Source organism: Brevibacillus brevis NBRC 100599, from assembly GCF_000010165.1.
Taxonomy (GTDB): domain Bacteria; phylum Bacillota; class Bacilli; order Brevibacillales; family Brevibacillaceae; genus Brevibacillus; species Brevibacillus brevis_D.
This window is the reverse complement of sequence record NC_012491.1, coordinates 3,760,748-3,786,605: the sequence shown is the minus strand read 5'-3', so window position 1 is coordinate 3,786,605 and position 25,858 is coordinate 3,760,748. Positions and strand designations below refer to the sequence as shown.

Sequence of the window (25,858 nt, the reverse complement as noted above, 5' to 3'; positions counted from 1 at the left end):
GAAACTCGCTGAATCGTAACTGGTTCAGCGAGTTTTTTTCCAAGTGGAAGGAAATCATTTCATTTGTTGTGGAGGAGGAATGAATCTTGAGAGAGATCATCTTGGAAAAGTTAAAAGACATCGAGCAAGCGCATGAATTAAAAGTACTGTTCGCTGTTGAATCGGGAAGCCGGGCATGGGGATTCCCGTCCAAAGATAGCGATTATGATGTGCGTTTTGTCTATGTGAAGAAACCGGAATGGTATTTGTCCATTGATGATAAACGGGATGTTGTGGAAGAACCAATCAATGACCTCTTAGATATAAACGGCTGGGATATTCGAAAAGCGCTCAAGCTATTTCGAAAGTCGAATCCACCCCTACAAGAATGGCTTGTGTCGGACATCGTTTATCTCGATACACTAGGCTTTCGAGATGAGCTGGCAAGGTTGCAAGAAGAAGTATTTTCGCCAAAGGCTTCCTTGCATCATTACCTCAGTATGGCCAAAGGGAATTTTCGAGACTATCTGCAAGGTGAGCAAGTCAAAATCAAAAAATATTTCTATGTGTTACGCCCGATCCTCGCGTGCATCTGGATCGAAACGTATCATACGAATCCCCCCATTGGATTTGATCAGCTGGTTGCAGAGCTGATAACCGATTCTACATTAAAAAGTAAAATTTCTGAGCTGCTCCAAAGAAAAATAGCTGGGGATAAGTTGAACTTGGAGCCAAGAATCGGAGAGCTTCACCATTTTATTGAGGAACAAATTGAGCGTCTGACTGCACTGGCTAGCCAATATACAAATGATCTGGGGGACCCAACAGAAAAGCTGGATGAGATATTTCGGAAGTATTTGCAGAAGGCGTGGATAATCAGTTAGTCATGATGGGCTCGTTATGATAGAGGGGGAGGACATATTCATGAAGGATCATATTCGAAAACGTATACAGCAACCTCTCGAAATTCACTTTGATCAACCAGATAAACCTTACGGCTGCTTCTCCAATTTCTCTACTCACCCAATAGAGTTGGAAGGGGAACTTTGGACAACTTTGGAACACTATCTGCAAGCCAAGAAATTTTTAGGGACTACCCAAGAAAAAGAGATCATGCACAAGGCATTACAAGCAAAAGTAGAACAGTACCCTGTCATTCGTGAAATACTGCTCTCTACTGGGGATGCCACCTTAATCGATTGTACGAGCAACGATTCAGACATGCTAGGAAAATTATGGATGGAAGTGCGTGCGTGGAAGCCTAGATGGGTACCAACCGCATTTCTACTTGCCGCCATGGATTGTGTTTCCAGAAGAGCATCCGTATAGTTTGTGTTGGCGGATGGGATTTGGTGAGGACTATCTCATGCATTACTGGCCATGGCTAGAGGAAATGAGTGTGGATGCCCGGAAAGAGTATGACGCTTATTTTCCGGTACCAGAGGAATGGCAGTTTGAAGATTTGGATGAGGAGGACGAATGAAGCTACTATTCGTTTGCAGCAGAAATAAATGGAGGAGCTTGACGGCAGAAAAGATTTTTCATGGGATCAATGACTATGATGTAAGATCAGCAGGTACTGAAACTGGGGCCCGAATCAAAGTGACTGACGGTCTTATCGGCTGGGCTGATCTCATTAAGCTGTTATTGGACATGGTCGAAGTATACCGGATTATTATTGTATAATGGGGATGATATGACTCAATCGCACTATCCATACTTATCGTAAAGCGAGGATTTTCACCATGAAGAAAAAACTTGTACTGGTTCTAGATGTTGAAGTAGCAGACAAAGCTGATATGCAGCAACTGGCCGATTCTATGTCCACAGCCATTCAATCTGTTGATGGGATTGCCTTGCAAGACCTGGTTATGTTTGATAACGATGAAAACAATGCTGACAAGCTAATTGCCAACATAAAGAAAGAAATGTCCTAAAAAGGAGAACAGCCTTGTGTTTTTCGTTTATGTACTGGTTTATCTCATCGTTGCTTTCCTTTATGGATTTTGGACGATGAAAAGCCAACAGCTCTGGGTTCGACTGACAGGAAATTTCATCGTACACCTATTTATTGCTACAATCGTGAGTCTCGGTTACTTTTTTACGTAAAGAAGTGGCCATGACCTGTAAGGGGAGATGAGTGGATGGATTATCAAAAATTGAGTAAAGAATTGTCCTATGCGCTTCGTCATGCCCCCCATGAATATGAGCTTGAGTTAGACGAACAAGGATGGGTACCTATCAAGCAATTGCTTTTGTCACTTCATGAACAGCGAAAGTGGCGAGCGGTTACCGAAGAAGATTTACATAAGATGATTGCGTTATCAGAAAAAAAGCGTCATGAGATCAATCAAGGCAAAATTCGCGCCCTGTATGGACATTCAGTGCCGCAAAAGATTCACAAGGAAGAAAAAGAACCGCCTGCGTATCTTTTTCATGGCACGCCGCAAAGATTCCTCGATTCTATTTTGGCTAGCGGGCTTGTTCCAAAAGGAAGACAGTACGTGCATCTGTCTGAAGACGTCCAAACAGCACAGCAGGTTGGGAAAAGACGAGACGATCATCCCGTCCTTTTGCGAATCGATGCGAGGCAAGCTTGGCAAGATGGTGTGAAGTTTTACCATGGAAATGAGCTCGTTTGGTTGGCAGATCACGTGCAAAAAGAATACATCTCTGTCTATCAGAAGTAGCTCGATTTGCTCAAGAAGAAACAACACAGCATGAGAAAAGACTCGCATTCGCAATGCGGGTCTTTCTTGTATCAATGATAATCATAAGGAGGAAAAAGCGCATGGAATGGATGTTTGCTTTTCTACTGTTGGCAGGACTTTTTGCAATCTAGGACGCGATTCGGAAGATGAACCAGACATTGTAAAGCAAGTCGATCAAAACCAACGAATCATTGAACTCCTGGATGAGTTGAAGAAAAAGCAGGGAGGGTGAGCTGTTTTTTACGAATGCCGCATGATGATTACCAAAATGGTAGTAAACTTCTCCAACGACGTTTCGTAAGACGACTACATATTTCTGGCACGGTGACGTCCCATTCTTGAAGATTTTCAGAAAGATAGGGCCAAGATATATTAATCTGAATGTGGCCTTGATCATATGTTGAGGACCAGCGATTATCGTTTTCGCCATCGTATTCAAATGGTTTCAGCAATAAGACACGTTCTAAATCGTTGGATAAAGTGATGAATTCCAGGTCAATCCAGTTCACCTTCGTTTCACACTTTTTCATAAAGATATAGTATGCCGTCGTCGATCGACCAACTATGCAATGAGTGCCTCCAATCGCTTGTTTGCGAGGGTAAGTATTTTTCGAGATCATTTACGATTTTTTCCCAATTGTGATCACTATCATTTATCTCGATGAACTCGCCATAAACAAAGTCAAAAACAAGGTAACCCATTTCGTACTCAATGCAATCGATTTTATAGTAAGAGACACTGTAAACGTCGTCCCAGTCGATCTGAACAGGTTCAGCATGCTCGTAGTGGATGGAAATTTGATGAGGATCAATAGTAAAAATCAATATAGAAACAACTCCTTATCTGTTTATTTGCAGTATACCTGTTGGAGTGGAAGTTTTCCAGAATGGTATGGGGGAGTGGCGGGTGGTTGGGGAGAAAGTAACGGCAATTTTGGGAAAGAGTTAGATTTAGAGTCGCTAGAATTTAAAAGTAATAAAGAGATTTCTTTAACAATGTGGTCTACTATCAATGCTGGTCAATTGAAGTGAGAGTGAGCTTGTAGAGGAGAGAACTTTTCGTGCCCCGCATCATACGATTACAGCTACTGTACTGATTGGCGATGGTGCGCAAATTCCGTGTCCCGGAGAGTGTAGCTTGTCTCATGGTAACATACCTTTCCTTGATGAGTTGCCTGAGTTTTCTTGGCATGTGTTATAGTACTGCTCCATCCGCTGGAATCAGGGGTTGTTACGATTGGACGATCTAAGCGGGTTTTTACCTTCCTGCTTGGTTTATGTTAATTGATTCGTGCAATCCTTATCCGTGTAGATAATATCCTTGGCAAAACAATACTGGACGGTGACTGAAGAGCGAGGGCGCTTTGAACCTACGCTAGGTGTTGTATATACCTGTATGCGTTGGACTAAAGCCTTCACAATTTCACGTCGAGTTTCGAATGAGGGATTGTCATCTAGTTTGTTTCGGAGTGATGTGAGTAATTGAAAAGCATTCATTACCTTAGTAGAGTAATCGCGGTCAACTTGCAGCGAGGTCCGTATTTCTTTTATTCGTTGCTCGAGGATCTCTTTCTCTTGATTAATTTTTTGAATCTGTTTCTCTAAATCGGTAAAAGTGATGATGCTTTTACGAAAGAGGTCCAGGATGCTCTGACGTTCTATGTCTTTATCATCTATGCTCTTTTGAATAAGTGCTATCTCTGATTCCAAATCGACCTTCTCAGTCTGTATTACTTCCCTAGCTGCAGCAATCTCCTGAAGGGTTTCCCCTGGCTGATTTATAAAGGCTAAGCAATCCCTCCACACAAGATCCTCAATCCAATCCTGGGGCAAATTTTTCGAAGTACATTTACCTTGCATTGGGCCATTATATGCTTGTTTACCTGTGCAAGTGTAGTACCCTTTTAGAGCTCGTTTGCTTCCTGGATAATGAATCCCCACATAAGTTAATCCGCAGCACTGACACTTTAGTAAGCTACGTAGTAAATACTGATTCTTGATGTTACGCATAGCTTCTATTTGGTTACTTCGAAGGACTTTCTGTGCTTTTTCCCACGTTTCTACATCAACGATGGCTGGGACTTCACGTTCAATTACATCGCGTTTTCGTGTACTGCGTTTTCCGTAGAAATGTACTCCCTTGTAAGAGGTATTCGTAATGATCCCACGTATTCTTGAGGGGCGCCAGATACCCGCCGTATTCTCTTTACGTTTCCCACGAGTAATTTTTCGATCATCCTTTGCGTATGACGTAGGGATACCTAATGCATTTAAGTAGTTGGAGACTTTTATACATGAATGGCCTTGGTTAGCTAACATGTGAAAGATCAGTCGAACAACACCTGCCTCTGTCATATCGGAGTTAGGGAGTAGGTCTTCACAAATCTCCAGATAGCCATCACTGTCTACGCGGTAACCATACGGGGACAATACCTCCAAGCCATTTACCGGACCGTGCAGCGCGGTTTGCGCCGTACCATAGACGTTCCAGGATGGTCTCCCGTTCCAAGTCAGCAACTCCAGCCAGAATGGTTAGGAGGAAGCGTCCGGATGGGTCACCAGTATCAAACGGCTCCGTCATAGAGCGAATTTTAACACCGTCACTTTCTAGATCGTGAACGGAATTCAGGATGATTCTGGCGGATCGTCCAAGTCGGTCTAAGCGATAGATGAGAAGGAGATCAATCGTTCCATTCTTAGCATCTTGTAATAACTCACGGCCGGCTGGACGAGCTTCTAGTAGGATTGTTCCAGTAACGCCGTCATCCTTGTACCACTTAACGATTTCTAATTGATGAAGATCCGCATACTTACAAGCAAATTCAAGTTGGTTTTCGATCGTACCACGTTCTGCTTGATCGTCTGAATTGACACGTGCATAAACAGCTAACCGCAACATGGTCTCCCTCCTATATTAAATTGTCCTTTTGATTTGTTACGAGATGAATCGAATTGGGTTGCATGACAATTTTAATTTGATTCTCTGCAATCTATCTGCATATAGTTCGGGTGTAACCTTAAACTGCTCTGATAGGGTATCTAATATTTCAGGCTGCTTGTAATCATAGTTCTTCAGCATATGTAGTGGTAAGGCAGCGTATCTTGTGAAATTCCTTGCATCCCATTCTTGGAGCTCACGAAAAGCAGCCGGCATCATTAGCTGACGTCCGGAATGACGGAGGATATGGCATAGCTCATGATAGAAGCGCTCCCTTTGAACTAATGTGGTGAGCCTTTTGTCTATGGTGATGCTCTTAAAACGACCGAATTCATATGCCATTGAATGGGATCTCTTTGTAAAAGAGATGGATGTCTAGTAATTTTGCAATACGCTGTTCGTCTAATTCGCCAGGTGTTTTTATGCCAAGTTGTTTGTAAAAGTGGCTTATCCAAGTTTCAAGAGGGGTAGGAGTGTAAGATAGCTTCATTGATTCACCTCTAGTAGGAACGTTTGTTCTGTATATAATCTTACAATTCCTACTTTATTCCTACTAGTGACAATTCGGTGTATAATCTTTGGAAGTATATCCAGATTCTGAAGCTCACGGGAAAGAAGGAGCATGAGGGGGATCAGCTAATAAATCTTCTTGATTTACAGATTAAATTCAATGAGGTTTTAAAAAAGAAACTAACAATTGAGGAATTCGAGCAATGGGTCTATGTGACTCCAGAGATTGCAGAGCATTATGGGCACGCCCTTTACCTGGAGCTTATCAGCTTAGATTTCAAGGGGAAATATATTGATCTAGACCTAGAGCAATTGTTAACGCCGGTAATGCCTTTTGGAGAGCTTGAGTACCGCATAATCAAAGAGGAACTAGAACTAGTAGCTAGTGATACAAATGATATAGATAAAGTATTAGATAACATTTACGAGAACTATTGTGATGGATATAGTTTCTTGCGATTCTTGGGTCTGTCTTTTGCATTATTAGGTGGTTCTAATGGAACGTTGATTATCAATGAAGGTGTACGTGAATTACTAAGGGAAGAAGCCAAGAGATTATTGAGGTTTATAGAAGTAGATAAGATCAGAATTACTGGAATGTTTGAGTACGACGACTTCAGAGACAGTGAATATCGAATCGAACTAACAAATGTGGAACTTATGCTGCGGAAACTGGAAGAAAAGATTCAGGAAAAATAGGTAGTAATTTTGAAGATCAGCTACTCTTGCAATTATTTGGACTTTCAGTAACAAAGAAATGGATCAAGACTTAATCTAGGGGAGATGTAAAATGGATAATTGGATTCCATTGTCGGATGAGCAATATCGCCTGATTTGGGATAAATTTTATAAGGATTTCGATTTCAAACCAAGCATTCATAGCAGTGATTGGCCTTCGTTTCATATACCAGTTTCTTTTGTTACATTTGATATTACTGAATATATAGATGAGGATATCGATGATCTGGAGGAGAAGTGTATTACCAACCTTAGAGCGGTAACTGGGTCTGACGAATATATCTACGCACTGGATTGGCACCACGAGTGCTATCTCTACAATCCGTATCTAGAGAATACAAGTGGAAGGATAGGGTTTTACCCAGATGGTGACTATTACTTCTTTTTGAATAAAGAGTTTAAGTGGGGATATTTAGGGCATCCCTGGGAACAATCAATTAGCATTTTTGGAGAAGAACTTATTCATCAGTTTGAAACCAATAGACCAACTATGTTTGGAAAGATAGTGCGCAGTAATCGATGAAGTATTTACAAGCTTCTAACAATGCCTCTTGATCATTGGTCAGGAGGTTTTGTCGTTTCATGTCGGAATAATACGATTAAAAGTTGTAGGTAAATAGAATTATCTGTCGAAGTTAACGAAAATACAAAATTATCATTAAGGGTGAATATAAATGGAAATAGTAAGTTCTATTCTATTGAGTATTACTTCGAACTTTATTTATGATTTAGCTAAAAGTTTTAAGAAAGTAAACAAAAAATCGATAGAGCAAACGGTTTCTCATTCCTTTGAAGGGCTAGAGCTGGAATTGTTTAATCTTGATTCTGGGGCCTTCTCAACATTTCTTAATTTATATTCAACAAGAGTAATATTCGTAGATTATATAAAATATAATGCATTTACTAAAAGCTCTGTAGCGTCTATAGATAAAAAGATAACTAAAGAAAAATTTTTAGACAAAATTTCGAATGCATCACTTCAATATGTTGAAGATATAAGTGACAAGAAACTGAATAAAATTGATGTTAAAAAATACTTTAAAACAATACTTGAAATTCTAGAAAAAAAACTCATTAATGATCTCCCATTTGAGCTAATGGTCTTACATCATCAAATAAATAAACTATTATTAAATATTGAAGATAGAATAATTGATACTTTAAAAAATAAACCAATTGATATAAAAGAAGAGGACGAAGAGACGCTAAAAGAATATGTAGAAATGTTGAAGGAGGTTCATAAAAAAAATCACGTTTATGGGATAGATAGAATAGATCTAGCAAAATTCTATATTCTTCCTGAACTGCGTGTTGAAGTAGAAAAAACGTCATTAAGAGCTATTGCAAAGAATGTAAATTGGACTAATTTGTTTGCTTTTTCAAATTTGGTTTCTGTCATCGGTGGACCTGGATATGGCAAAACTCTATTTTTAAAGTACCTCACGCAAAATTATACAAAGCTAAACATTTATGGATCAGAAGCATTATTACCTATTTATTGTAACTTGAAAGACTTTAGCCAAAAATCTTTAGTTGAGAGATCATATTCGATAGAAGATTTTTTAATTGATAGTATGGTAAGCAATACTGGAATAGATTGTAGTAAAATAACGAAAAACTTTTTGAAAAATTATCTCGCTTCTGGTAAATGTTTGATCCTATTTGATGCTCTTGATGAAGTAGAAACAGTGGAGAGAGAAAGAATATCAAATGTAATTGTAACTTTTTTTAAGTATTCAAATAAACATAACAAAGTCTGTCTAACAACGAGAGATAGGGGGTTAATTCCTGATACCCCAATTGTGTTTAGTGTTTGTCCAGTTACTATAAGACAAGTAAATTCATATTTGAATAAAATGGTCTCACTTGGTAAATTCCATAAAGAAGATGTTCCTATATTTACAAGTCAATGTGAGGGGTTAATAAAAAGTGAATTTTTAACAAATTTTTTAATGGTAGCATTAATGGTGAGTATTTATAAAGCAGAAAGAGAATTGCCAGACACCAAAATTCAATTATATGAAAAGTGTACTGAGTATATAGCTAGGAGAAGGGAACTAAAGGATAAGAAAGTTAGATTTAATTATAGTTTGTTTAGAACCATCATTGATAATGATGCTACTTTTGAGAAGTTATCCGAACTTTCAAAACGAAATAATAAGGAGGTCAGACGTACTCAAATTGTCGAGTTATTAACGGAAGTATACAAGAAAAGGTATTTAGACGAGAATAAATTGTTGGATGCTATAGAAGAGTTCCTAGATTTTTGTGCTGAACGAACAGACTTATATGTCCAAGGAAGTGATGAGAGTCATTATAAATTTTTTCATAGATCATTTTTTGAATATTTTTATGCGAATTTAATAGTAAAAGAAATGACTAATGAGCAATTGTTAGATGAATTTACACATTATGGAGAGGATAGTGAAATTTTCGAGAATTGCTTTTCTATCCTCAGAAAAAATAATTACGACCGTTATATTGAATTTGTTGATTACATATTTGATGAAGTTGATAAATTTATTTCGACAGGAGAAACTGATTTGATTTTTTTGAGAATTATTTATCATGCCGTAGTTTCACTTGACGAAGAATATTTCGAAGAAAGATTTTATACGTGGTGTTTTAGCCCATTCAAGCTTATTACACGAATGCAGCGTTTTTCTTCGCAGGAAAGTCGAGCTATTACCAATAAAGTTTATGCTAGAAGAAATTGTGAGGACGACTTGATAAAATACTATAGTGAAGAATTAATGCTGTGTGCCTTGATAGACGATTTATTTGAAGAAAGCTATTTAACAAGTGTGAGGCTTGGGTTTGGTTATTTAATTATTGCAGTTTCAAGAAAAATGTCTGATGAAAAAATGAAAATGATAAAAAGTGAATTATATGAACTGATGACAGAATCAGTTACCAAGCTATTAACGAAGTATGATATTGAATTTGACTGGCGTCTTGAATTAGAAGAAGATATTTCTCATGATTTTGATACTGTTTTTAAAAGCTGTCAGAAGAAATATTATAAAGGACTTAATTTGGTACTGGAAAAATAGGTTTGGCATGAAGTTATTTACCCAATCTATAAAGAAACAAGACACGCTATTGCGTGTCTTGTTTTTTCTAATATAAACTGTATATTCCAAATCTCTGATTAAAGACGGCTTTATTACATAATTGCTTCTTGTAGTTGATCTTGTGAGATGATCCGTTTCACATACGTTCGAAGACATTCAGGAAATTCGGCATACTGTGAAAGCTCTGAGAGTACATTAGCAGATAATTGTAATTGGTTTTTTCTTTTGGTGGAGAAAAGAAACGGGTGTCTTCTGTTACTATCTTCTGATAGAATTTCTATAAATTTTTTGAAGAAAAAAAGTTCGAACTTTCCTCTATACCACTTTTGTCGATCAATGGACCTAAAAGATCTCAGTTTATTTTCTAAGGTTTCTTGATCTATTTCAGCTGCATGAGGAAACATTTCTATCAATGAGTCGAAACTATATTTTTGAGTAACTCCTGTCAGACTAACAGTGACTAAATTAGAAGGGTTTAAATCACTCAAATTAAGCCTTGTGGTAATCCCTTGCTTCGAAAGATCTCTGTGACAAGCTATCCATGCATTTATCTGGTCCATTGCATCATGAAACTCTGATTGATGAGTTGAAAATGCATGTAATGCTGTATAGTAATCATCATCTGTCTCATCAAGTTGGAACTCTCTCTGTAATACTCTACAGATAGTGTTTTTAGTAGTATAAAGATTTTCTATTGAATAGCAAGGGGTCTCATAAATATGGGGATTGTCAATTAGTTCATCAAAGTCTCTATCTACAAAATACAGAGTCTTAATTAGATCATATTCACTAATTCCAGTAATCAAGCGGAATAGTTTTAAAACTCCCTCTTTTCCCTTGGAATTAATGAAGTGATATTTATATGATGGTTCAATTGATTCAATCTTTGCTGCGTAATATTTACTGTCTTCACCCTCAACAAAACAAAAAACTGCATCTTTATTTCTTTCAAGCAATTCCATAAAACGTTTATAGGAAACTGATTCTTTATCACGACTAGCTCTCAATTTTTCAAGGTGATCCATCTTACTCCTCCGAGATGTATGAACTTAACGATCTAGCGTCATTATCGAGTTCATTATCGAAAATAAAAGGTGAATGTGTAACTACGAACATGAACTTACATCTACTTGAACCGATGATATCTGGGAGTAACTTTTGCTGCCAGTCAATTGACAGCGACAACTCCGGTTCATCAAACAAAATAATGAAATCTTTGTTTGAATCTAAATAAATTTTAGAGAAGAGAGAGACTATCTGTTTTTCACCAGAAGACAAATTCGTTAATTTGATATCTTTCCCGTGTTGCTTAAATAAAATTTCTACTTTGCTCTCATCATATGTCAATTTATTTCGGAGATAATTATTGCACACCTTAACAAACTGTTGAATTCTTTCGTCGTATTTTCTTTGTTTTTGATAAACTTTTATTAAATTTGATAGGAAATATATCAGAGGATCATATTCCCCGTTAAAGAGTCGCTCGTTTTCTAAAAGTATATCAATACTTTGTTTTAACTCATCGCTTATATTATCTCCGACTCTATCTAGGACAATTTTAAGAGTATCTGTTTGAATGCTGTTTCTCATTTCTGGAGTTACTTTAATGCCTGTTACTAACTCTGCTAGCATTTCTCCATTAATTTTGGAGTACCACTGTATAGCTGAGTCTTTAATTTGCTGTGTGATGGTAAGGATGGCTTTTTCTACATCAGCCATACCAAATTGAATAAATTCACTTTTATAATTCTCAATTCCAAGCTTATGAAGGTCTTCTTCTACTCGTCGATATGTAGGAAGGAAAATAATATTCATATTAAATTCTGATAATATCATACTTTTTTGTTTTTCTATTCTTTGATTTCTTTCGTTTATATCCTCAAAGAGTTTATCCAAATTAAAGCTGATCTGAGTACTTTTCTTAGTATTTTTTACCTCTGTGAGATAATTCTTTGAATATTCATTTGCACTAAATACAATTTTGTTATTATTAATAGTAATCTCATTAGGGTTTAATTTATTAAATGGTTCTACTGAAACAAGATCTTCTTTACTAATGACAATATGGTTTCCACTGTTAAAAAACAATTCAATAGAATGGAAATCAATGTCGATTAATTTCTCGAATTTTGTAGATAGAGTATAGTACAAGACATTAAGAATTGTTGTTTTACCTACACCATTTTCGCCCACTAAAATCATTACACCTGAATCAAAATCAATATTTACGTTTTTGTAGCCGAAAAGTTTATTTATCCGAAATTTTTTAATTTTAGGTAGCATGATTCTAAATCTTCCTTTCATAAAAAAATTATGACATATTAATTACTCTGCTAAAATCAAGAAAGTAATCCAAGTGTAGTTAATTAAATTTTCCGGAATTATCCACAGATCGCTCTTCGAGTCTCTAAAAAACGAGACGGCTATTAAGTAGCTCGTCTCGTTGTCATTTCTGTTGCTCCGCAATATATCTCAAGTATCTCACATGCTCTAAAGCTTTCTTTTTATCTTCCTCGCTGAGCTTATCCAGTTCGAAAAAGAAGAGGTTTTCAAATTCTGACAGGTGCTTGTCTGATTTAGCTGAAGAGGTAAGGGGGGAAGTCCGCCCAGTTAATATATAGTCTGATTCAGTGTTGCAGATTTGAGCAATTCTAGCTATATCTTCAACACTAGGAGAAGTGTAATCGCGCTCCCAATTAGAGACTTTTTGCGGAGAAACATTAACACGATTAGCAAATTGTTCTTGGGTCCAGTTATTAGCTTTTCTGAGTTTTCTTATTCTCTGCCCAACCGTTTCCAACAAAATCACCTCCTAATTCGATATTATCAACAACTAACGGATTTAGGTAGTTAGTTAACGGTATTTGAGAGTTTGATTAAAAGAATGGTTGACACTAACGAAATTCGTTAGTAATATGCAGGTAACGGATATCGTTAGTAGGGAGGTGATTAAGTGGTTCATACAAACGTTTACCAATTAAGGAAGGCAAAGGGAGTAACGAACATGGCGAGTATGCTAGGGATTTCGTTACAAGGGTACGGCCATATTGAACTTGGCAATGTACGTCTGATGTAGCAATTTTTTTGATGAGAAACTAACGAAATACGTTATTTCAGAATTGTATAAACCAAAGCCAGCCTAAAAGGAGGCCCACAATGATCAAACCACCTAAAGGGATCGAGTTCGCACCTGATATGAAACGAATGGTCCATGCTTTAGAGGTTTTGCTTAAGTCAAAGCCAGCAGAACCAAAGGAAGTCACTGAGACGAATCAACCAGTAAAGAAAGAGGAAACAGCTTAAAGGAGCACTGCCTGCACACATACAACTGCATAGGGCACCGAATGCGGGAGCCAGTGAAGATAGGGGGCGCTCCTTAATACATTCCACTATTTTATCAGATAAGCGTGATAACAAGGTCAAGATGAGGTCACTGCCAAAATGATTTCTTTGGAAAACAGCCAAGACAGTAAATGGCAAACATATAAGGTCTATTGTTTTGACAAAAACGAAAAGAGCCATTTCGCCACGAAAACATAGAAGTTACAGTTGAATCGATGTTCAACTCTCAAATTTTACTCTTCTATGAAGTCCAGAGTAAAAGACTTTAGACAAATAAACGTTTTGGAATAAGCTCTAATATACTTGCCCACCCCCTCTATCTTTTCCTACCCTATAACCAGAGGGGGAGAGGATATGTACGCATGCAGCTATTCAGGCACGGTGCTTGGCATTGACGGAATGGTCGTCACTGTAGAAACAGACATAGCTAATGGCTTGCCTCAATTCGATTTGGTCGGACTAGGCGGTTCCGCAGTAAAAGAAGCAAGAGATCGCGTCCGTGCTGCCTTGCGTAACGCAGGCTACGATTACCCAATGCAGCGGATCACCGTCAATCTGGCACCTGCAGATCAACGGAAGGAAGGCTCAGGTTTCGACCTTGCGATTGCCTTTGGTATTTTACTAGCCTCGAAGCAAATGCTCCCTAGACCAGAGAGAATCCTCGTTTTAGGAGAGTTGGCATTAGACGGTTCTCTTCGCCCTGTAACAGGTGTGCTTCCTATTTTGCTAGAAGCTAAAAATGCAGGATTTACCCACGTGATTCTCCCTGAACAAAATGCAGCGGAAGCACGGCTTGTCGACATTATTGTATTGCCTGCAAGCAATCTGGAAGAGGCCGTAAACTATTGGAAAGAAGGACTTCATAGTAAGAACATAGACTTGATTCTTTCCGAATCGGAGGTAGGCAAGACAAATGCCAACCAGTTGCCTCCTGACTTTGCCAATGTTTACGGACAGCAATTTGTAAAACGTGGCTTGGAGATAGCAGCAGCTGGATTTCACAATGTGATATTGGTGGGGCCCCCAGGTTCAGGGAAAACCCTTTTAGCTACTTGCCTGCCTGGTATCATGCCCCATATGACCATTCATGAGTCGTACGAAGTGACGAAAATATACAGTATTGCTGGTCAATTGAAGCGGGAGAGTGGGCTTGTCGAAGAAAGACCGTTTCGTGCCCCGCACCATACGATTACCGCTACTGCACTGATTGGCGGAGGTGCCCAAATCCCACGTCCGGGAGAGTGTAGCTTGTCTCACGGTGGTATCCTCTTCCTAGATGAGATGCCCGAGTTTTCTCGTCATGTATTAGAGGTACTGCGTCAGCCTCTGGAATCAGGGGTTGTCACAATTGGACGATCTAAGCAGGTTTTTACTTTTCCCGCTCGGTTTCTGTTAATTGGTTCGTGCAATCCTTGTCCGTGTAGATAATATCCTTGGAAAAACAATATTGAACGGTGACTGAAGCACGAGGGCGTTTTGAACCTTCACTAGGGGCTGTATGCACCTGTATGCGGTGTACCAGAGTCTTCACAATTTCACGTCTCGTTTCAAAGGATGGATTGTCATCTAGTTTGTTTCGGAGTGATGTGAGTAATTGAAAAGCATTCTTTACCTTAGTAGAGTAATCGCGGTCAACTTGCAGCGAGGTCCGTATTTCTTTTATACGTTGCTCGAGGATCTCTTTCTCTTGATTAATTTTTTGAATCTGTTTCTCTAAATCGGTAAAAGTGATGATGCTTTTACGAAAGAGGTCCAGGATACTCTGGCGTTCTACATCTTTATCATCAATGCTCTTTTGAATAAGTGCTATTTCAGACTCCAAATCGACCTTCTCAGTCTGCTTTACTTCCCTAGCTGCAGCAATCTCCTGAAGGGCTTCCCCTGGCTGATTTATAAAGGCTAAGCAATCCCTCCACACAAGATCCTCAATCCAATCCTGGGGTAAATTTTTCGAAGTACATTTACCTTGCATTGGGCCCTTATATGCTTGTTTACCTGTGCAAGTGTAGTACCCTTTTAGAGCTCGTTTACTTCCTGGATAATGAATCCCCACGTAAGTTAATCCGCAGCACTGACACTTTAGTAAACTACGGAGTAAATACTGATTCTTGATGTTACGCATAGCTTCTATTTGGTTACCTCGAAGGACTTTCTGCGCTTTTTCCCACGTTTCTACATCAACGATGGCTGGAACTTCACGTTCAATTACATCGCGTTTTCGTGTGCTCCGTTTACCATAGAAATGTACTCCCTTGTACGAGGTATTCGTAATGATCCCACGTATTCTTGAGGGGCGCCAGATACCCGCAGTATTCTCTTTTCGTTTCCCTCGAGTAATCTTCCGTTCATCCTTCGCGTAAGCGGTAGGGACGCCTAATGCATTTAAATAGTCAGAGACTTTTATGCATGAATGACCTTGGTTAGCTAACATGTGAAAGATGAGTCGGACAACACCTGCCTCTGTCATATCGGAGTTAGGGAGTAGGTCTTCACAAATCTGCAGATAGCCATCACTGTCTACGCGGTATCCATAGGGGACAATACCTCCAAGCCATTTACCAGCCCGTGCAGCGCGGTTTGCACCGTACCACAAACGTTCTATGATGGTCTCACGCTCTAAGTCAGCTACCCCTGCTAGAATGGTTAAAAGGAAACGGCCAGACGGATCTCCGGTATCAAACGGCTCCGTCATAGAACGAATTTTAACACCGTCACTTTCAAGTTCGTGTACAGAGTTCAGGATAATTCTAGCGGATCGCCCAAGTCGGTCTAACCGGTAAATAAGAAGGAGATCGATAATTCCGTTCTTAGCATCTTGTAACAGTTCGCGACCAGCTGGACGAGCTTCTAGTGGTATTGTTCCAGTAACGCCGTCGTCTTTGTACCACTTAACGATTTCTAACTGATGGAGATCCGCATACTTACGAGCAAACTCGAGCTGGTTTTCGATCGTACCACGTTCTGCTTGATCGTCTGAACTAACACGTGCATAAATTCCTAACCGCAACATGGTTCCCTCCTATATTAATTTGTCCTTTTGATTTGTTACGAGATGAATCGGATTGGGTTGCAAGACAATTTTGATTTGATTCTCAGCAATCTATCTGAACAAAGTTCCGGTGTAACCTTAAACTGCTCTGATAGGATATCTAATATTTCAGGCTGCTTATAATCATAGTTCTTCAGCATATGTAGTGGTAAGGCAGCGTATCTTGTGAAATTCCTTGCATCCCATTCCTGTAACTCACGGAAGGCAGCAGGCATCATTAACTGGCGTCCTGAATGACGAAGGATATGACAAAGCTCATGATAAAAATGCTCCCTTTGCACAAGAGAAGGGAGTCGTTTGTCTATCGTTATACTTTTGAAGCGGCCGAATTCATATGCCATTGATGGAATCTCTTTGTAAAAGAGATGGATGCCTAGTGATCTTGCTATACGATGTTCATCTAGTTCTTCAGGTGTTTTTATGCCAAGTTGTTTGTAAAAGTGGCTTATCCAAGTTTCAAGAGGGGTAGGAGTGTAAGATAGCTTCATTGATTCACCTCTAGTAGGAACGTTTGTTCTGTGTATAATCTTACCATTACTACTTTTTTCCTACTAGTGACAAATCTATGTATTGATTACGACTTAAATATGAGGTTTTGTCGTTTTATGTCGGATATGCACGATGGAATATTGTAGGTAATTGGCGCTATTTATCGAATGTATATAGATATTCACCTACCTAAATCTTTGGAATTTCATATCATAAATTTCATTAGAGGGGATCATTTAAATGACAATAACACAGTCAGATCATAAAATTGCACAACTGAAAAAACTTTATAATGAAGGTAAATTAATTCCGTTCATTGGTGCAGGTTTATCATATCCATTCAACATTCCAACTTGGGAAGGCATAATAAAAAAGTTACTATGCTTGGTACCTGATAAATATCAACCTTCTATCGAGTTTGACTTAGATATGCATGATTATTGGAGTGCAGTGGATAACATTAAAAAGTATACGAATTTTTCGGAATTTGAAATTCAAGAAAAAGTAAAAGACATAATAGAAAACATGGTTAAAACAGAGGTACCTTATGAAGATCATAACTATAGTGATCTTGGCGAAATGAAGTTTAATACATTTTTAACCACAAATTATGATGACTTATTATATCAATACCTTCAGGGGGAAAAATATCATCCAATAGATTTAAGTATTGCAACTGTTAAGTCAACTGAACTTCATAATACTGAAAGAAAAAAAAGAATATGGCACTTGCACGGGAGCCTATCTAATACTGGATCAATAGTATTATCAAGGGAAGGATATGAGCAGGTTTACTCTCAAGAAAAGTATAGAAATCTATTCTCGACTCTTTTAGGTAATAATACATTTTTGTTCCTCGGTTTTTCTTTTGAGGACCAATACATTAAGCAATTGATTAAAGATTACAAATCACATTTTAATAACACGCATTACATTATCTTGACAAATCCATCTCCCGATAGAGTTCTTGAATTGAAAGAGGAGTGTGGATTAGAAGTTATTCCGATTAACGTTAAAGATTCAACTCGTGTTAAAGAGATCAGAAAATTATTGCAAGGATTAGAAGCTAAAGGGGGAACCGATTTTTTTTTTAACACACCCACTGTAGTGAAACAAACGAAACAGTTACCTTTAATAAACAACTTACCATTTAAGAGAAATATAAATTTTATAGGTAGGGAAGTAGAGTTAAAGAAAATAAGAGATTATTTTATTGAGCCTGATATAGGTCACAAATCATTTATAGTATCAGGTTTAGGGGGAATGGGAAAAACACAGATCGCGGTTGAGTACTCATATAGAAATATTGATAATTATCGAGTTGTTTGGTGGATTCATGCCGAAAATCAAAACTCAATTTTAGCTGACATTGAAAGTTTGTTAATTGAACTTAAGATTCCAATTAAAGACGAAAAAAACGACTCAATTGTATTAAAACAACTAAAAAGATGGATGGAACAAAATAATAATTGGTTGTTAGTATTTGATAATGCGAATTCTGAAGAGGAAATAGACAACTATTTACCTAATCTTTTTAACGGGCACGTTTTAATAACTTCGAGGGATTCTAATTGGCCTGGGTACAATTATCCCTTAACTATAGATAAACTTAACAGAGAGCATTCAATGGATTTTCTTATTAGGAAAACAAAAGTAAGTAGTAATGAATGTGTTCACCTTGATGAACTTGCAAATATACTAAATGATATTCCACTGGCATTAGATCAGGCAGGAGCATACATTCAACAAACGGGACTTACCATTAAAGAGTATCAAGATCGCTTTATTAAACACCGTTCAATTCTTACTAGTAAAGGGATTCCTCTAGATTATGAATATACTATTGCGACTACATGGGAAATTTCTCTAAACAAAGTAGGATCTTTGCTTCCTGTCGCAATAAACTTTATTAATTTTTGTGCTTTTTTCTCAGCTGATAATATTCCAAAGAAACTTTTTTATAATTGTCTAGATTCATCTTCAAATAAAATCTCATTCTATATCAAAGATGAATTTATACTTGATGAAATACTTTCACTTTTAAAAAGGTATTCGATAATTGAAATTAACGGAAAGCGTATAACAATGCATCGCTTAGTCCAAGGTGTTATACAAGACGGTTTATCGAAAGAAGAAAAAAGAGTAACCGCGGAAGTTTGTTGGGATGTTATTAGTTACAACCTGTCTCTGTATCCTGACTATGAACAATTAGATTCCGATTTATTAAATAACTCTCTAACCTTAGTTGACAATTTTGAATCTGATTTAAATTTTATACCTGTTATATTAGAAACGCTTAATATTGTTGGACATCACCAGTATAAAAAGGGGGCTGTTCGAGAAGCCCATACAATTTTTGAAAGAGCTTTAAAAATTGGCTTAGGGATATACGATGGAGAGGATAACAGATTAGTTAAAGAGTATATCTCATATGCTCAAGTACTATCTGAAATTGGAAAGTACAATTTAAGTCATGATTATTTAAGTAAAGCTTTAGAGTGTAAAGATTTAAATACTGGATTAAAGGCTCAAATAAATTGTATGTTATGTACTAATTTAGTTGCGTTAGGTAGTTTAGATGCTGCAAATTACTATCTAACTGAAACATTGCAACTATTAGAGAGTAGTAATGATCTTGAAGATTTGAAAGGAATTAATATTCTTGATGTAGTAAATAACATCGCTAAGCAATTCAAATTGAATGGAGATTATAAATCTGCAGAAAAGTATTATTATCAAATCATTGATTTTTGCCGATTCGCAGAACATCACGTGCCTCAAGCGAAAACGACAATTGCAAGTGTATATAGTAGTCTATGTTTAATGTATATTGATCTAGAAGAAACTGAGAAGGCTATTGGGTATTCACAACAGGCTATAGCAATTAATGAAATGTTCTACCCGAATAAAGAACATCCTGATTTAGCGAGGGATTATAATAACTTGGGTTTAGCTTATCTTTATTCACACAAATATGATCTTGCAAAAAAATATTTTAAAAGAGCCTATAGGATATATAAAAACATTTATGAAAATGAGATAAATGTAGACTTAGTATCAGTAACAAATAATTTAGGGATGGTAAGTGAAGCACAAAAAGATTTAGAAGTTGCAAAGGGTTATTATGAAACTGCATTGGGTTATTTAGAAATGTTTAATAATCCATTGCATCCTGCAAAAGCACAGTGCTTATTTAACCTAGGAGCTATTTTAAGTGCTTCAGGTCAAGTAGATAAAGCAATTGAGATGCTAAAAGAAGTATTAAAAATTGATAAATATTTGTACGATGAAGAACACTTAGAAGTAGCAAAAGATTTAGGGAAAATGGGAGAATTATTGATACTACAAGGTAGTATCGATGAAGCTTTATCATGTTTGAATGAATCAATTAATATATTTGAAAAAAAAATTGGAGTTAATAATATTTTTGCTTCCAATGCTCTTTTCAACGCTTCTCTGTGTAATCTTAACATGAGAAACATAAAAGTTGCGAACAAGCAGTTTGAAGAAGCAATAAGTATACGAGTTAATATTATTGGACTAGAAGACCATGTAATTCAAGAGTACATCTTAGCATATGAACTATTATTAAAAAAGTTAGGTATTGATCAAGAGAAATTTTTAAACCGTTTATCTAATAGATTTAAGAAAGTTTATTGAGTATAAAACAACAATAAGACACTTCAGCGTGTCTTATTGTTGTTTTATACTCATTCTCTAGTTTCCGTAAAATACCTCAAATTGCCTGCAGATATTCTTTTCCTTATCCATTTTATGCTTCCTGGCCAAGTCTTAAGGTTACTTTTGGATAGAAGTTTGAATTATCCTGTCATGAAATTGAAGTCTTACAATATCGTATACTTGGCTTTAAAAAGCCGTTTGCCATAAATAAGAGAGGTTAAGATTTCATTTAAACCCTCCAAAAAAATTATCAATAACAAAAGACTCGTGTTAATTATTACGAATCTCGTTGTCATTTCTGTTGCTCCGTAAGATACCTTAAAGACTTTACATGTTCAAGCCTTTTTGCTTAAAGGGGATTTCCTTGAACAATTAAACGGGATAGTTTAATAACGTTCTCCAGTACTTTAAGTAACATCAAGTATTGAACAAAGACCATTCTGACTAAAGCTCGTCTTTTTTGAGGGAAAAACCAATATCGTATCCGTAAATTAAAAAACGACTAGGTAGTGAGATTGGTATAGTTAACCCCCCGTATACTACCCAAAGTACTTTTTTTTCAACCATAGATACTGAGGCAAAGAAAGCATTCCTTCCAATTCCTCTCGTTGAATCAAAACTTTTTTGAATGGAATATAGTAATTAGTATCCTGCATCAAATCACTTTGAAACCAGTCAACAAAATCGCTAGTTAACTTCCGGTTCGTAACAAGCAAATAATAATCTGGCTTGTGCATAAGCACTTTAATCATCTCTGAGTATATTTCATCTATGGATAGGTTGCTTCTGTTCATAGAATATTTACACTGTAATACCCAGTTCGTCGATACATTAACACTGTGTATCCATGATGCCATGTTTATTTGAAATTGCCCGTCACGCCCACGGTCAACACCAGTGCCGATACGAGTAAAGTTATCAATTGCCATTGTTTGTAGTAACTCAGAGACCAGATCCTCAAAAGCATCTGACTGCTTTGTTCCTGAGCATTCTGCCGGTACGATTAACTTTGACCAGTCAAAATCAAAAACGGCTCTGGAAAGTGCTTCGAAATCCTCTTCAGTGATTGGCACCACGGAAAGAGTGTCCTTTGGCACTTGAGCAGTTAAATGCCCACCAAATACATCCCAACTTACATCATCAATCTTTAGCACAACGTGATGTAATCCTTCTAATTTAGCAAGCACCTTCACTTGATAACTTCCCTTATGCAGTGAAGAGGTGACCTGTTTCAAAGTCAATCTGTAAGTTGGCGAGTCGCTCCTTACGGGTAATCTAGCCTCGTGCATTTGACTGGTAAAATAAGATACGTCTGACACGGCAAATGTTGCATGGGCCAACAACTTAGAACCGACTTGATCAAAAATGTAGCACCGCTCTCCATTCAACTGCTCCATGGTATTAGATAGTGAATATTTAGGGACAGTCTCCATCAGTTTTCCTCCCTGATCAAGTGACTGTCGGGATATATAAAGAACAACCACTCCACGATATCCGTAACAGTTGCATCTTCTACGTCATCTTGAAGTGAATCAAAATTTAAGAGGGTAGTTACAAAAATATTCTTGCAAAAAACTTTAAAGCGTTCAATAATTCGCTCTTTTAACGCCTCCTTACCGGGGGCGTCCGCGATTTCAAGAAACTCTCGAAAATCCTCAAACAACCATCTTCTCATGTCTTTGTATGTTACACCCGGTCCATCGTAATTTATACCGGCAATAAACACTGCAGATGCGGCTGCTAGTAATTCTGGTTTATGAATTTCTCGGAATATGCATGAAAGCATTAACTTCAATCTTCTAATCTGTTCCGATAATTCAAATGAACTACAAAATACGTGATAATGATTGGCAGCTGCCAGGACGGAAGCCTTCCAATTGTGATTAATTGGATAAAATCGAGCTAAAAGCTCAATCAGAGAAGGATCTAGTTCGTCGACACTTTTTAATTCCTCTCTCTTTTCTTTCAATTGGTTCAACACCGTAAAAATCTCTTTATCATGATTATAAGCATAGCAAGAAGGTTCGATCGTAAAGTTATGTTGATCCTCACGAGCCACAAAGTAATACATTAGTCCAAGACAACCTAAAAGCTTATCCTTGGCTCGTTGAGCTGCCATTTCAGAATCAAATTTGGCTGCAGTAATCTGTCGAACCAGAACCCATATGTGATTGTCTTTTTGTTCCGGTAGGCTCTCAAATAGGAGTGGTTGTTCCCGCTTTTCTTGGTGAGCAAGCCCTAGTTGCCAACCTTCAAAGAGTGGTCCGGATAAAAATTCGATATTCTCAATTTCCAGCCTCGTAAAGCTATTTTCTGCTTTAATATCTTTTACATGAAATGCTACCGTATAGATTGCCTCTGTAAGGCGTTCTTCATACATCTGCTCAAACACCTGCTTAATCACTTCAGGACGGACTCCATTATAAGCGTCTTCGATAAGCTTTTCTGGGTTCCCTTCATCTAAGACCCTTCTAACAATTATTTTGCGTAGTGTGCCAAATGAGCGATTTGAGGATCTAATTGATTCGACTGGTTGAGGCAGATCATCTAATATTGTTGTGGCTGTTTTAAAGAGATCACCTTGATAAGTAATGAACCATTCGTGCAAAGTTTCTTCATTCAAATTTTGCCGGAGTATGTTCTCAAGATTTTTATTATGCAAGTTTGTCAACTGTTCAATCTGTAAGGAACTACTTATTTTGCTAGTGATCTTACCATACAACTGATCGCCTTCTTCTAAATTCCTGCCAAGTCTATAATCGGATGCAAAATCTCTGATAGTCATCGCTTCAATCTGTTTGGATAATTGAGTGATGGACTGAGAAGTTAAATTGGAAGGAATACTGTATAGTAATTGATCAATCAAGAGATTCTCGAAATATTCCTTCAAGATTTCCAATGATTTATGAACATACTTGATCGAATAAAACCGAGAGTTAATCCCGTGAAGAAGATTGTTTCGGAGACGATACAAATAAAAATAAAGCGGCTTCCTATCGTTCTCCAGAGATAAGTTTCGATATTCTTGTAGTTGTTTCAAGTATTCTGGCAAGTCGTTCTTGATTTTTGGACCTTTTAGGTATGTCGCAAACGAAATGGATGGAACAGTAGATGTATTTTGCTCTTCTCTATCAAACTCCTCGAAACTTTGAGAAGTCAAAAGGAATTGTTCCATTTTAGAGGTAAGTATACTGTCCAACAATTCAATGGTAACGTGGTCTGGAAGGTCCAATTCTAGGGTCTGCATGTGTTCTTGCGTAAACGAGAAATTCTTTAGGTAAAACTCGATATAGTCGAGTTCTTTCCCATTTGGTGCCTTCATTGATTTTAAATGTTGCATCCATATTGCATACTCAATCCGATCATGAAATTTTGATATATGTGTTGAAAAAATCTCATTAATCGACTTACTGAAACCATAAGTCTTATATGCTAACCGAAAAATCTTTTTATACATGTGATGACCCTCCCAACATCAATTATTATTCAGATAACTGGCTTGAAAATACACGGTATAACTATCAGCTTTTAATTTTAAATGATAGCGGAGCTACACTGGCAGACTTTGTTCTTACAACAATTAAGGTCATAATATTAAAGGCGAGAACCATTTATATGTTCTACGAACTCTCGCATTGCCAGGAGTAAACAACGACGCCAATTACAAGAAACAAGGAAAATCAGAACATTATTTTGCAATAACAACCTTCGGTTATCAACGTGTCTTAATTCATTTCTTTTTTCAATCTCCGCCAAGTGCCTTATATAACTAGAATGTTAGTAAGTATCGTGGACTACCTCACGATCAGGTCATTGTTCCAAAGGGATATCAAAACATCCATCTGACTGTTATGACTCTTTTGTATATTGATTGCCTTCCACAAGGTTGAAGGACTTTGTGATAGGACAGGGTCTTTTATTAGTAATTCAACACCTTTAAGAGCATAAGCTTTATTATCCAGTGACTTTGTATAATTGCCAGCCTCTATTCCGCGTACAAAGCCTTCCTCACAAAGCCTTCCTCACAAAGCCCCAAGAATGCACCTTTAGGACATCCTTTTCTTTGTCCATGTGTACCTGCGCCAAATAGCTTGGTTGACGCCTTCTCCCAGGCTTCTTGGGGAGTAGCAGCTTGATTTGATTCAATCAATTTAACTGCCTGTAGTGCAGTTTCACCGTATTTACCCATAAATCAAGCCTCCTGATCTCTAATAAAAACGAGACGGCTATTAAGTAGCTCGTCTCGTTGTCATTTCTGTTGCTCTGCAAGATATCTCAAGTACCTCACATGTTCTAAAGCCTTCTGTTTATCTTCCTCGCTTAGCTTTTCTAACTCGTAGAAGAATAAGCTTTCATATTCGGAAAGTGGTTTGTCTTTCTTGGAGGAAGGGGAAGCTGTATCCTCTAAAATTCCGGCTTTCTCCAAAAGCTCCTCATATGTAACGTCCTTTAGATAGGTAGCAAGCACTTTCAAGGTCTCGTGTTTAGTTTTATGGGTACCAGCTTCAATTCTATTAATTGTCGAATGGCTCACGCCTGAAACATCCGCGAGTTCCCGCTGGCTTCTGTATCCACTTTTTTCTCTAATACGAGCAAAAAACACGCCGAATTCTTTTAGATTCATCGTCACATCACCGTCTTTATCATATCAAATCTATGTATCATGTATGAAACAAAGTTGTATCATTCGTGAAATTTGTTGTTGCACACATGTTACGCGTATGGTAATTTATAGTTGTAACATGCGTGAGACAAGGAAGGGGGTAAAGAAGTGACAGTGATTCTAAAGCCGGGGGTTCTTGATAATCTCCGGAACGATATGAAGATGAATGACCAAGAGTTTTCCGAGTTCATTGGAGTATCAAGGAGCCAACTATGGAGGGCGAAACTTCCTGCTGTTGACAAACGCTTTTCGCTAGGAAAGGATTTCATCGCCAAAGTGCTAGCAGCTTTTCCAAATCGTACATTTGAAGATATCTTTTTTTTGGACAAGGTGTCTCACGTGTGTGACAAAGAGATTTCAGCTTGAAAGGAGACTAATCATGATCAAACCACCTAAAGGTATCGAATTCCATCGTGAGTTCGCACCTGATATGAAACGAATGGTCCATGCTTTGGAGGTTTTACTTAAGTCAAAGCCAGCAGAACCAAAGGAAGCAACTGTGACGGATCAACCAGTAAAGAAAGAGGAAACAGCCTAAAGGAGTACTGGACGACACTCACACAACTGCATAGAGCGCCGAAGAGCGGGAGCGAGCGAAGATATGAGCCGCACCTTAATACATTCCACCATTTCACCAGGTAAGGGTGATAACAAGGTCAAGGTGGGGTCACTGCCAAGACTCGA

At 37.7% G+C, this 25,858-nt stretch carries 26 protein-coding genes and 3 pseudogenes; 16 read left to right on the top strand and 13 right to left on the bottom strand.

Going from position 1 to position 25,858, the window contains the following annotated elements; translation table 11 throughout:
- Positions 1 to 86: 86 nt before the first annotated feature.
- From BBR47_RS18065 to BBR47_RS30960, 8 genes and pseudogenes are all read left to right on the top strand, one after another.
- A complete protein-coding gene (locus tag BBR47_RS18065) occupies positions 87 to 863 on the top strand; it encodes a nucleotidyltransferase domain-containing protein (RefSeq protein WP_015891878.1) in 777 nt (258 codons plus the stop codon).
- 40 nt (positions 864 to 903) lie between these two features.
- Positions 904 to 1,308, top strand: a complete 405-nt coding sequence (locus tag BBR47_RS18060; RefSeq protein WP_015891877.1) for an NADAR family protein — start codon at positions 904 to 906, stop codon at positions 1,306 to 1,308.
- Between the two features lie 150 nt (positions 1,309 to 1,458).
- Positions 1,459 to 1,617, top strand: a pseudogene (locus tag BBR47_RS18055) (protein tyrosine phosphatase); the annotation flags it as partial.
- 107 nt (positions 1,618 to 1,724) lie between these two features.
- Positions 1,725 to 1,916: a hypothetical protein gene (locus BBR47_RS18050; RefSeq protein WP_015891874.1), complete on the top strand. Its 192-nt coding sequence runs from the start codon at positions 1,725 to 1,727 to the stop codon at positions 1,914 to 1,916.
- A 16-nt stretch (positions 1,917 to 1,932) separates the two neighbouring features.
- On the top strand, positions 1,933 to 2,088 hold the full coding sequence (locus BBR47_RS31315) for a hypothetical protein (RefSeq protein ID WP_015891873.1): 156 nt from the start codon (positions 1,933 to 1,935) through the stop codon (positions 2,086 to 2,088).
- Between the two features lie 35 nt (positions 2,089 to 2,123).
- Positions 2,124 to 2,669 carry an RNA 2'-phosphotransferase gene (locus BBR47_RS18045; RefSeq protein WP_015891872.1) on the top strand — a complete coding sequence of 182 codons (546 nt, stop codon included), beginning with the start codon at positions 2,124 to 2,126 and terminating at the stop codon, positions 2,667 to 2,669.
- Between the two features lie 106 nt (positions 2,670 to 2,775).
- Complete coding sequence (locus BBR47_RS31100) at positions 2,776 to 2,922, top strand: hypothetical protein (RefSeq protein ID WP_162023097.1); 147 nt, start codon at positions 2,776 to 2,778, stop codon at positions 2,920 to 2,922.
- A gap of 782 nt (positions 2,923 to 3,704) precedes the next feature.
- Positions 3,705 to 4,006, top strand: a pseudogene (locus BBR47_RS30960) (ATP-binding protein); the annotation flags it as partial.
- On the opposite strand, the gene BBR47_RS18035 reads toward BBR47_RS30960, so the two are convergent.
- The 3 genes from BBR47_RS18035 to BBR47_RS18030 are packed head-to-tail and all read right to left on the bottom strand — an operon-like array spanning position 3,966 to position 5,970.
- Complete coding sequence (locus BBR47_RS18035; RefSeq protein WP_015891869.1) at positions 3,966 to 5,120, bottom strand: recombinase family protein; 1,155 nt, start codon at positions 5,118 to 5,120, stop codon at positions 3,966 to 3,968. The pseudogene BBR47_RS30960 and the gene BBR47_RS18035 overlap by 41 nt on opposite strands.
- On the bottom strand, positions 5,089 to 5,589 hold the full coding sequence (locus tag BBR47_RS31655) for a recombinase family protein (protein WP_015891868.1): 501 nt from the start codon (positions 5,587 to 5,589) through the stop codon (positions 5,089 to 5,091). The genes BBR47_RS18035 and BBR47_RS31655 overlap by 32 nt, the downstream gene beginning before the upstream one ends.
- Positions 5,590 to 5,625: 36 nt before the next feature.
- A complete protein-coding gene (locus tag BBR47_RS18030) occupies positions 5,626 to 5,970 on the bottom strand; it encodes an ImmA/IrrE family metallo-endopeptidase (RefSeq protein ID WP_015891867.1) in 345 nt (114 codons plus the stop codon).
- Positions 5,971 to 6,195: 225 nt separating this feature from the next.
- Here BBR47_RS18030 and BBR47_RS18025 point away from each other — a divergent pair, with 225 nt between their 5' ends.
- The 3 genes from BBR47_RS18025 to BBR47_RS18015 all read left to right on the top strand — a co-directional run bounded on the left by BBR47_RS18025 (position 6,196) and on the right by BBR47_RS18015 (position 9,929).
- On the top strand, positions 6,196 to 6,837 hold the full coding sequence (locus BBR47_RS18025) for a hypothetical protein (RefSeq protein WP_015891866.1): 642 nt from the start codon (positions 6,196 to 6,198) through the stop codon (positions 6,835 to 6,837).
- 91 nt (positions 6,838 to 6,928) lie between these two features.
- Complete coding sequence (locus BBR47_RS18020) at positions 6,929 to 7,399, top strand: DUF2716 domain-containing protein (RefSeq protein ID WP_015891865.1); 471 nt, start codon at positions 6,929 to 6,931, stop codon at positions 7,397 to 7,399.
- 151 nt (positions 7,400 to 7,550) lie between these two features.
- Positions 7,551 to 9,929: an NACHT domain-containing protein gene (locus BBR47_RS18015; RefSeq protein ID WP_015891864.1), complete on the top strand. Its 2,379-nt coding sequence runs from the start codon at positions 7,551 to 7,553 to the stop codon at positions 9,927 to 9,929.
- Between the two features lie 113 nt (positions 9,930 to 10,042).
- Here the strand turns inward: BBR47_RS18015 and BBR47_RS18010 are convergent, their stop codons facing one another.
- The 3 genes from BBR47_RS18010 to BBR47_RS18000 all read right to left on the bottom strand — a co-directional run bounded on the left by BBR47_RS18010 (position 10,043) and on the right by BBR47_RS18000 (position 12,759).
- Positions 10,043 to 10,975, bottom strand: coding sequence for a DUF4435 domain-containing protein (locus BBR47_RS18010; RefSeq protein WP_015891863.1), 933 nt, complete (start codon positions 10,973 to 10,975; stop codon positions 10,043 to 10,045).
- Between the two features lies 1 nt (position 10,976).
- Positions 10,977 to 12,233, bottom strand: coding sequence for an AAA family ATPase (locus BBR47_RS18005; RefSeq protein ID WP_015891862.1), 1,257 nt, complete (start codon positions 12,231 to 12,233; stop codon positions 10,977 to 10,979).
- Between the two features lie 163 nt (positions 12,234 to 12,396).
- On the bottom strand, positions 12,397 to 12,759 hold the full coding sequence (locus tag BBR47_RS18000; RefSeq protein WP_015891861.1) for a helix-turn-helix domain-containing protein: 363 nt from the start codon (positions 12,757 to 12,759) through the stop codon (positions 12,397 to 12,399).
- A 144-nt stretch (positions 12,760 to 12,903) separates the two neighbouring features.
- On the opposite strand from BBR47_RS18000, the gene BBR47_RS31825 reads away from it, so the two are divergent.
- The 3 genes and pseudogenes from BBR47_RS31825 to BBR47_RS17995 all read left to right on the top strand — a co-directional run.
- A complete protein-coding gene (locus BBR47_RS31825) occupies positions 12,904 to 13,026 on the top strand; it encodes a hypothetical protein (RefSeq protein ID WP_269446204.1) in 123 nt (40 codons plus the stop codon).
- 80 nt (positions 13,027 to 13,106) lie between these two features.
- Positions 13,107 to 13,253 carry a hypothetical protein gene (locus BBR47_RS31310; protein ID WP_015891860.1) on the top strand — a complete coding sequence of 49 codons (147 nt, stop codon included), beginning with the start codon at positions 13,107 to 13,109 and terminating at the stop codon, positions 13,251 to 13,253.
- Positions 13,254 to 13,646: 393 nt separating this feature from the next.
- Positions 13,647 to 14,714 (top strand): annotated as a pseudogene (locus BBR47_RS17995) (YifB family Mg chelatase-like AAA ATPase); the annotation flags it as partial.
- On the opposite strand, the gene BBR47_RS17990 reads toward BBR47_RS17995, so the two are convergent.
- Together BBR47_RS17990 and BBR47_RS17985 are read right to left on the bottom strand one after the other, a co-directional pair.
- Positions 14,662 to 16,302, bottom strand: a complete 1,641-nt coding sequence (locus BBR47_RS17990; protein WP_015891858.1) for a recombinase family protein — start codon at positions 16,300 to 16,302, stop codon at positions 14,662 to 14,664. The pseudogene BBR47_RS17995 and the gene BBR47_RS17990 overlap by 53 nt on opposite strands.
- A 35-nt stretch (positions 16,303 to 16,337) precedes the next feature.
- Entirely contained in the window at positions 16,338 to 16,829 is a 492-nt protein-coding gene (locus BBR47_RS17985) for an ImmA/IrrE family metallo-endopeptidase (RefSeq protein WP_015891857.1), read from the bottom strand.
- A gap of 241 nt (positions 16,830 to 17,070) precedes the next feature.
- On the opposite strand from BBR47_RS17985, the gene fxsT reads away from it, so the two are divergent.
- Positions 17,071 to 20,490, top strand: a complete 3,420-nt coding sequence (gene fxsT / locus BBR47_RS29800) for an FxSxx-COOH system tetratricopeptide repeat protein (protein ID WP_015891856.1) — start codon at positions 17,071 to 17,073, stop codon at positions 20,488 to 20,490.
- A 560-nt stretch (positions 20,491 to 21,050) separates the two neighbouring features.
- Here the strand turns inward: fxsT and BBR47_RS17975 are convergent.
- The 5 genes from BBR47_RS17975 to BBR47_RS17960 all read right to left on the bottom strand — a co-directional run bounded on the left by BBR47_RS17975 (position 21,051) and on the right by BBR47_RS17960 (position 25,135).
- The gene (locus BBR47_RS17975; protein ID WP_015891855.1) at positions 21,051 to 21,944 is read right to left on the bottom strand and encodes a restriction endonuclease; all 894 of its coding nucleotides are present in this window, start codon (positions 21,942 to 21,944) and stop codon (positions 21,051 to 21,053) included.
- On the bottom strand, positions 21,944 to 23,968 hold the full coding sequence (locus BBR47_RS17970; RefSeq protein WP_015891854.1) for a hypothetical protein: 2,025 nt from the start codon (positions 23,966 to 23,968) through the stop codon (positions 21,944 to 21,946). The genes BBR47_RS17975 and BBR47_RS17970 overlap by 1 nt, the downstream gene beginning before the upstream one ends.
- Positions 23,969 to 24,305: 337 nt before the next feature.
- A complete protein-coding gene (locus BBR47_RS32015; RefSeq protein ID WP_419761091.1) occupies positions 24,306 to 24,473 on the bottom strand; it encodes a DUF6979 family protein in 168 nt (55 codons plus the stop codon).
- Between the two features lie 23 nt (positions 24,474 to 24,496).
- Positions 24,497 to 24,700, bottom strand: a complete 204-nt coding sequence (locus BBR47_RS30430) for a DUF6979 family protein (protein WP_015891853.1) — start codon at positions 24,698 to 24,700, stop codon at positions 24,497 to 24,499.
- Positions 24,701 to 24,760: 60 nt separating this feature from the next.
- Complete coding sequence (locus BBR47_RS17960) at positions 24,761 to 25,135, bottom strand: helix-turn-helix domain-containing protein (RefSeq protein WP_015891852.1); 375 nt, start codon at positions 25,133 to 25,135, stop codon at positions 24,761 to 24,763.
- Positions 25,136 to 25,553: 418 nt separating this feature from the next.
- Between BBR47_RS17960 and BBR47_RS31305 the strand changes: the two genes are divergently transcribed.
- Complete coding sequence (locus BBR47_RS31305; protein WP_015891850.1) at positions 25,554 to 25,712, top strand: hypothetical protein; 159 nt, start codon at positions 25,554 to 25,556, stop codon at positions 25,710 to 25,712.
- Positions 25,713 to 25,858: the final 146 nt, after the last annotated feature.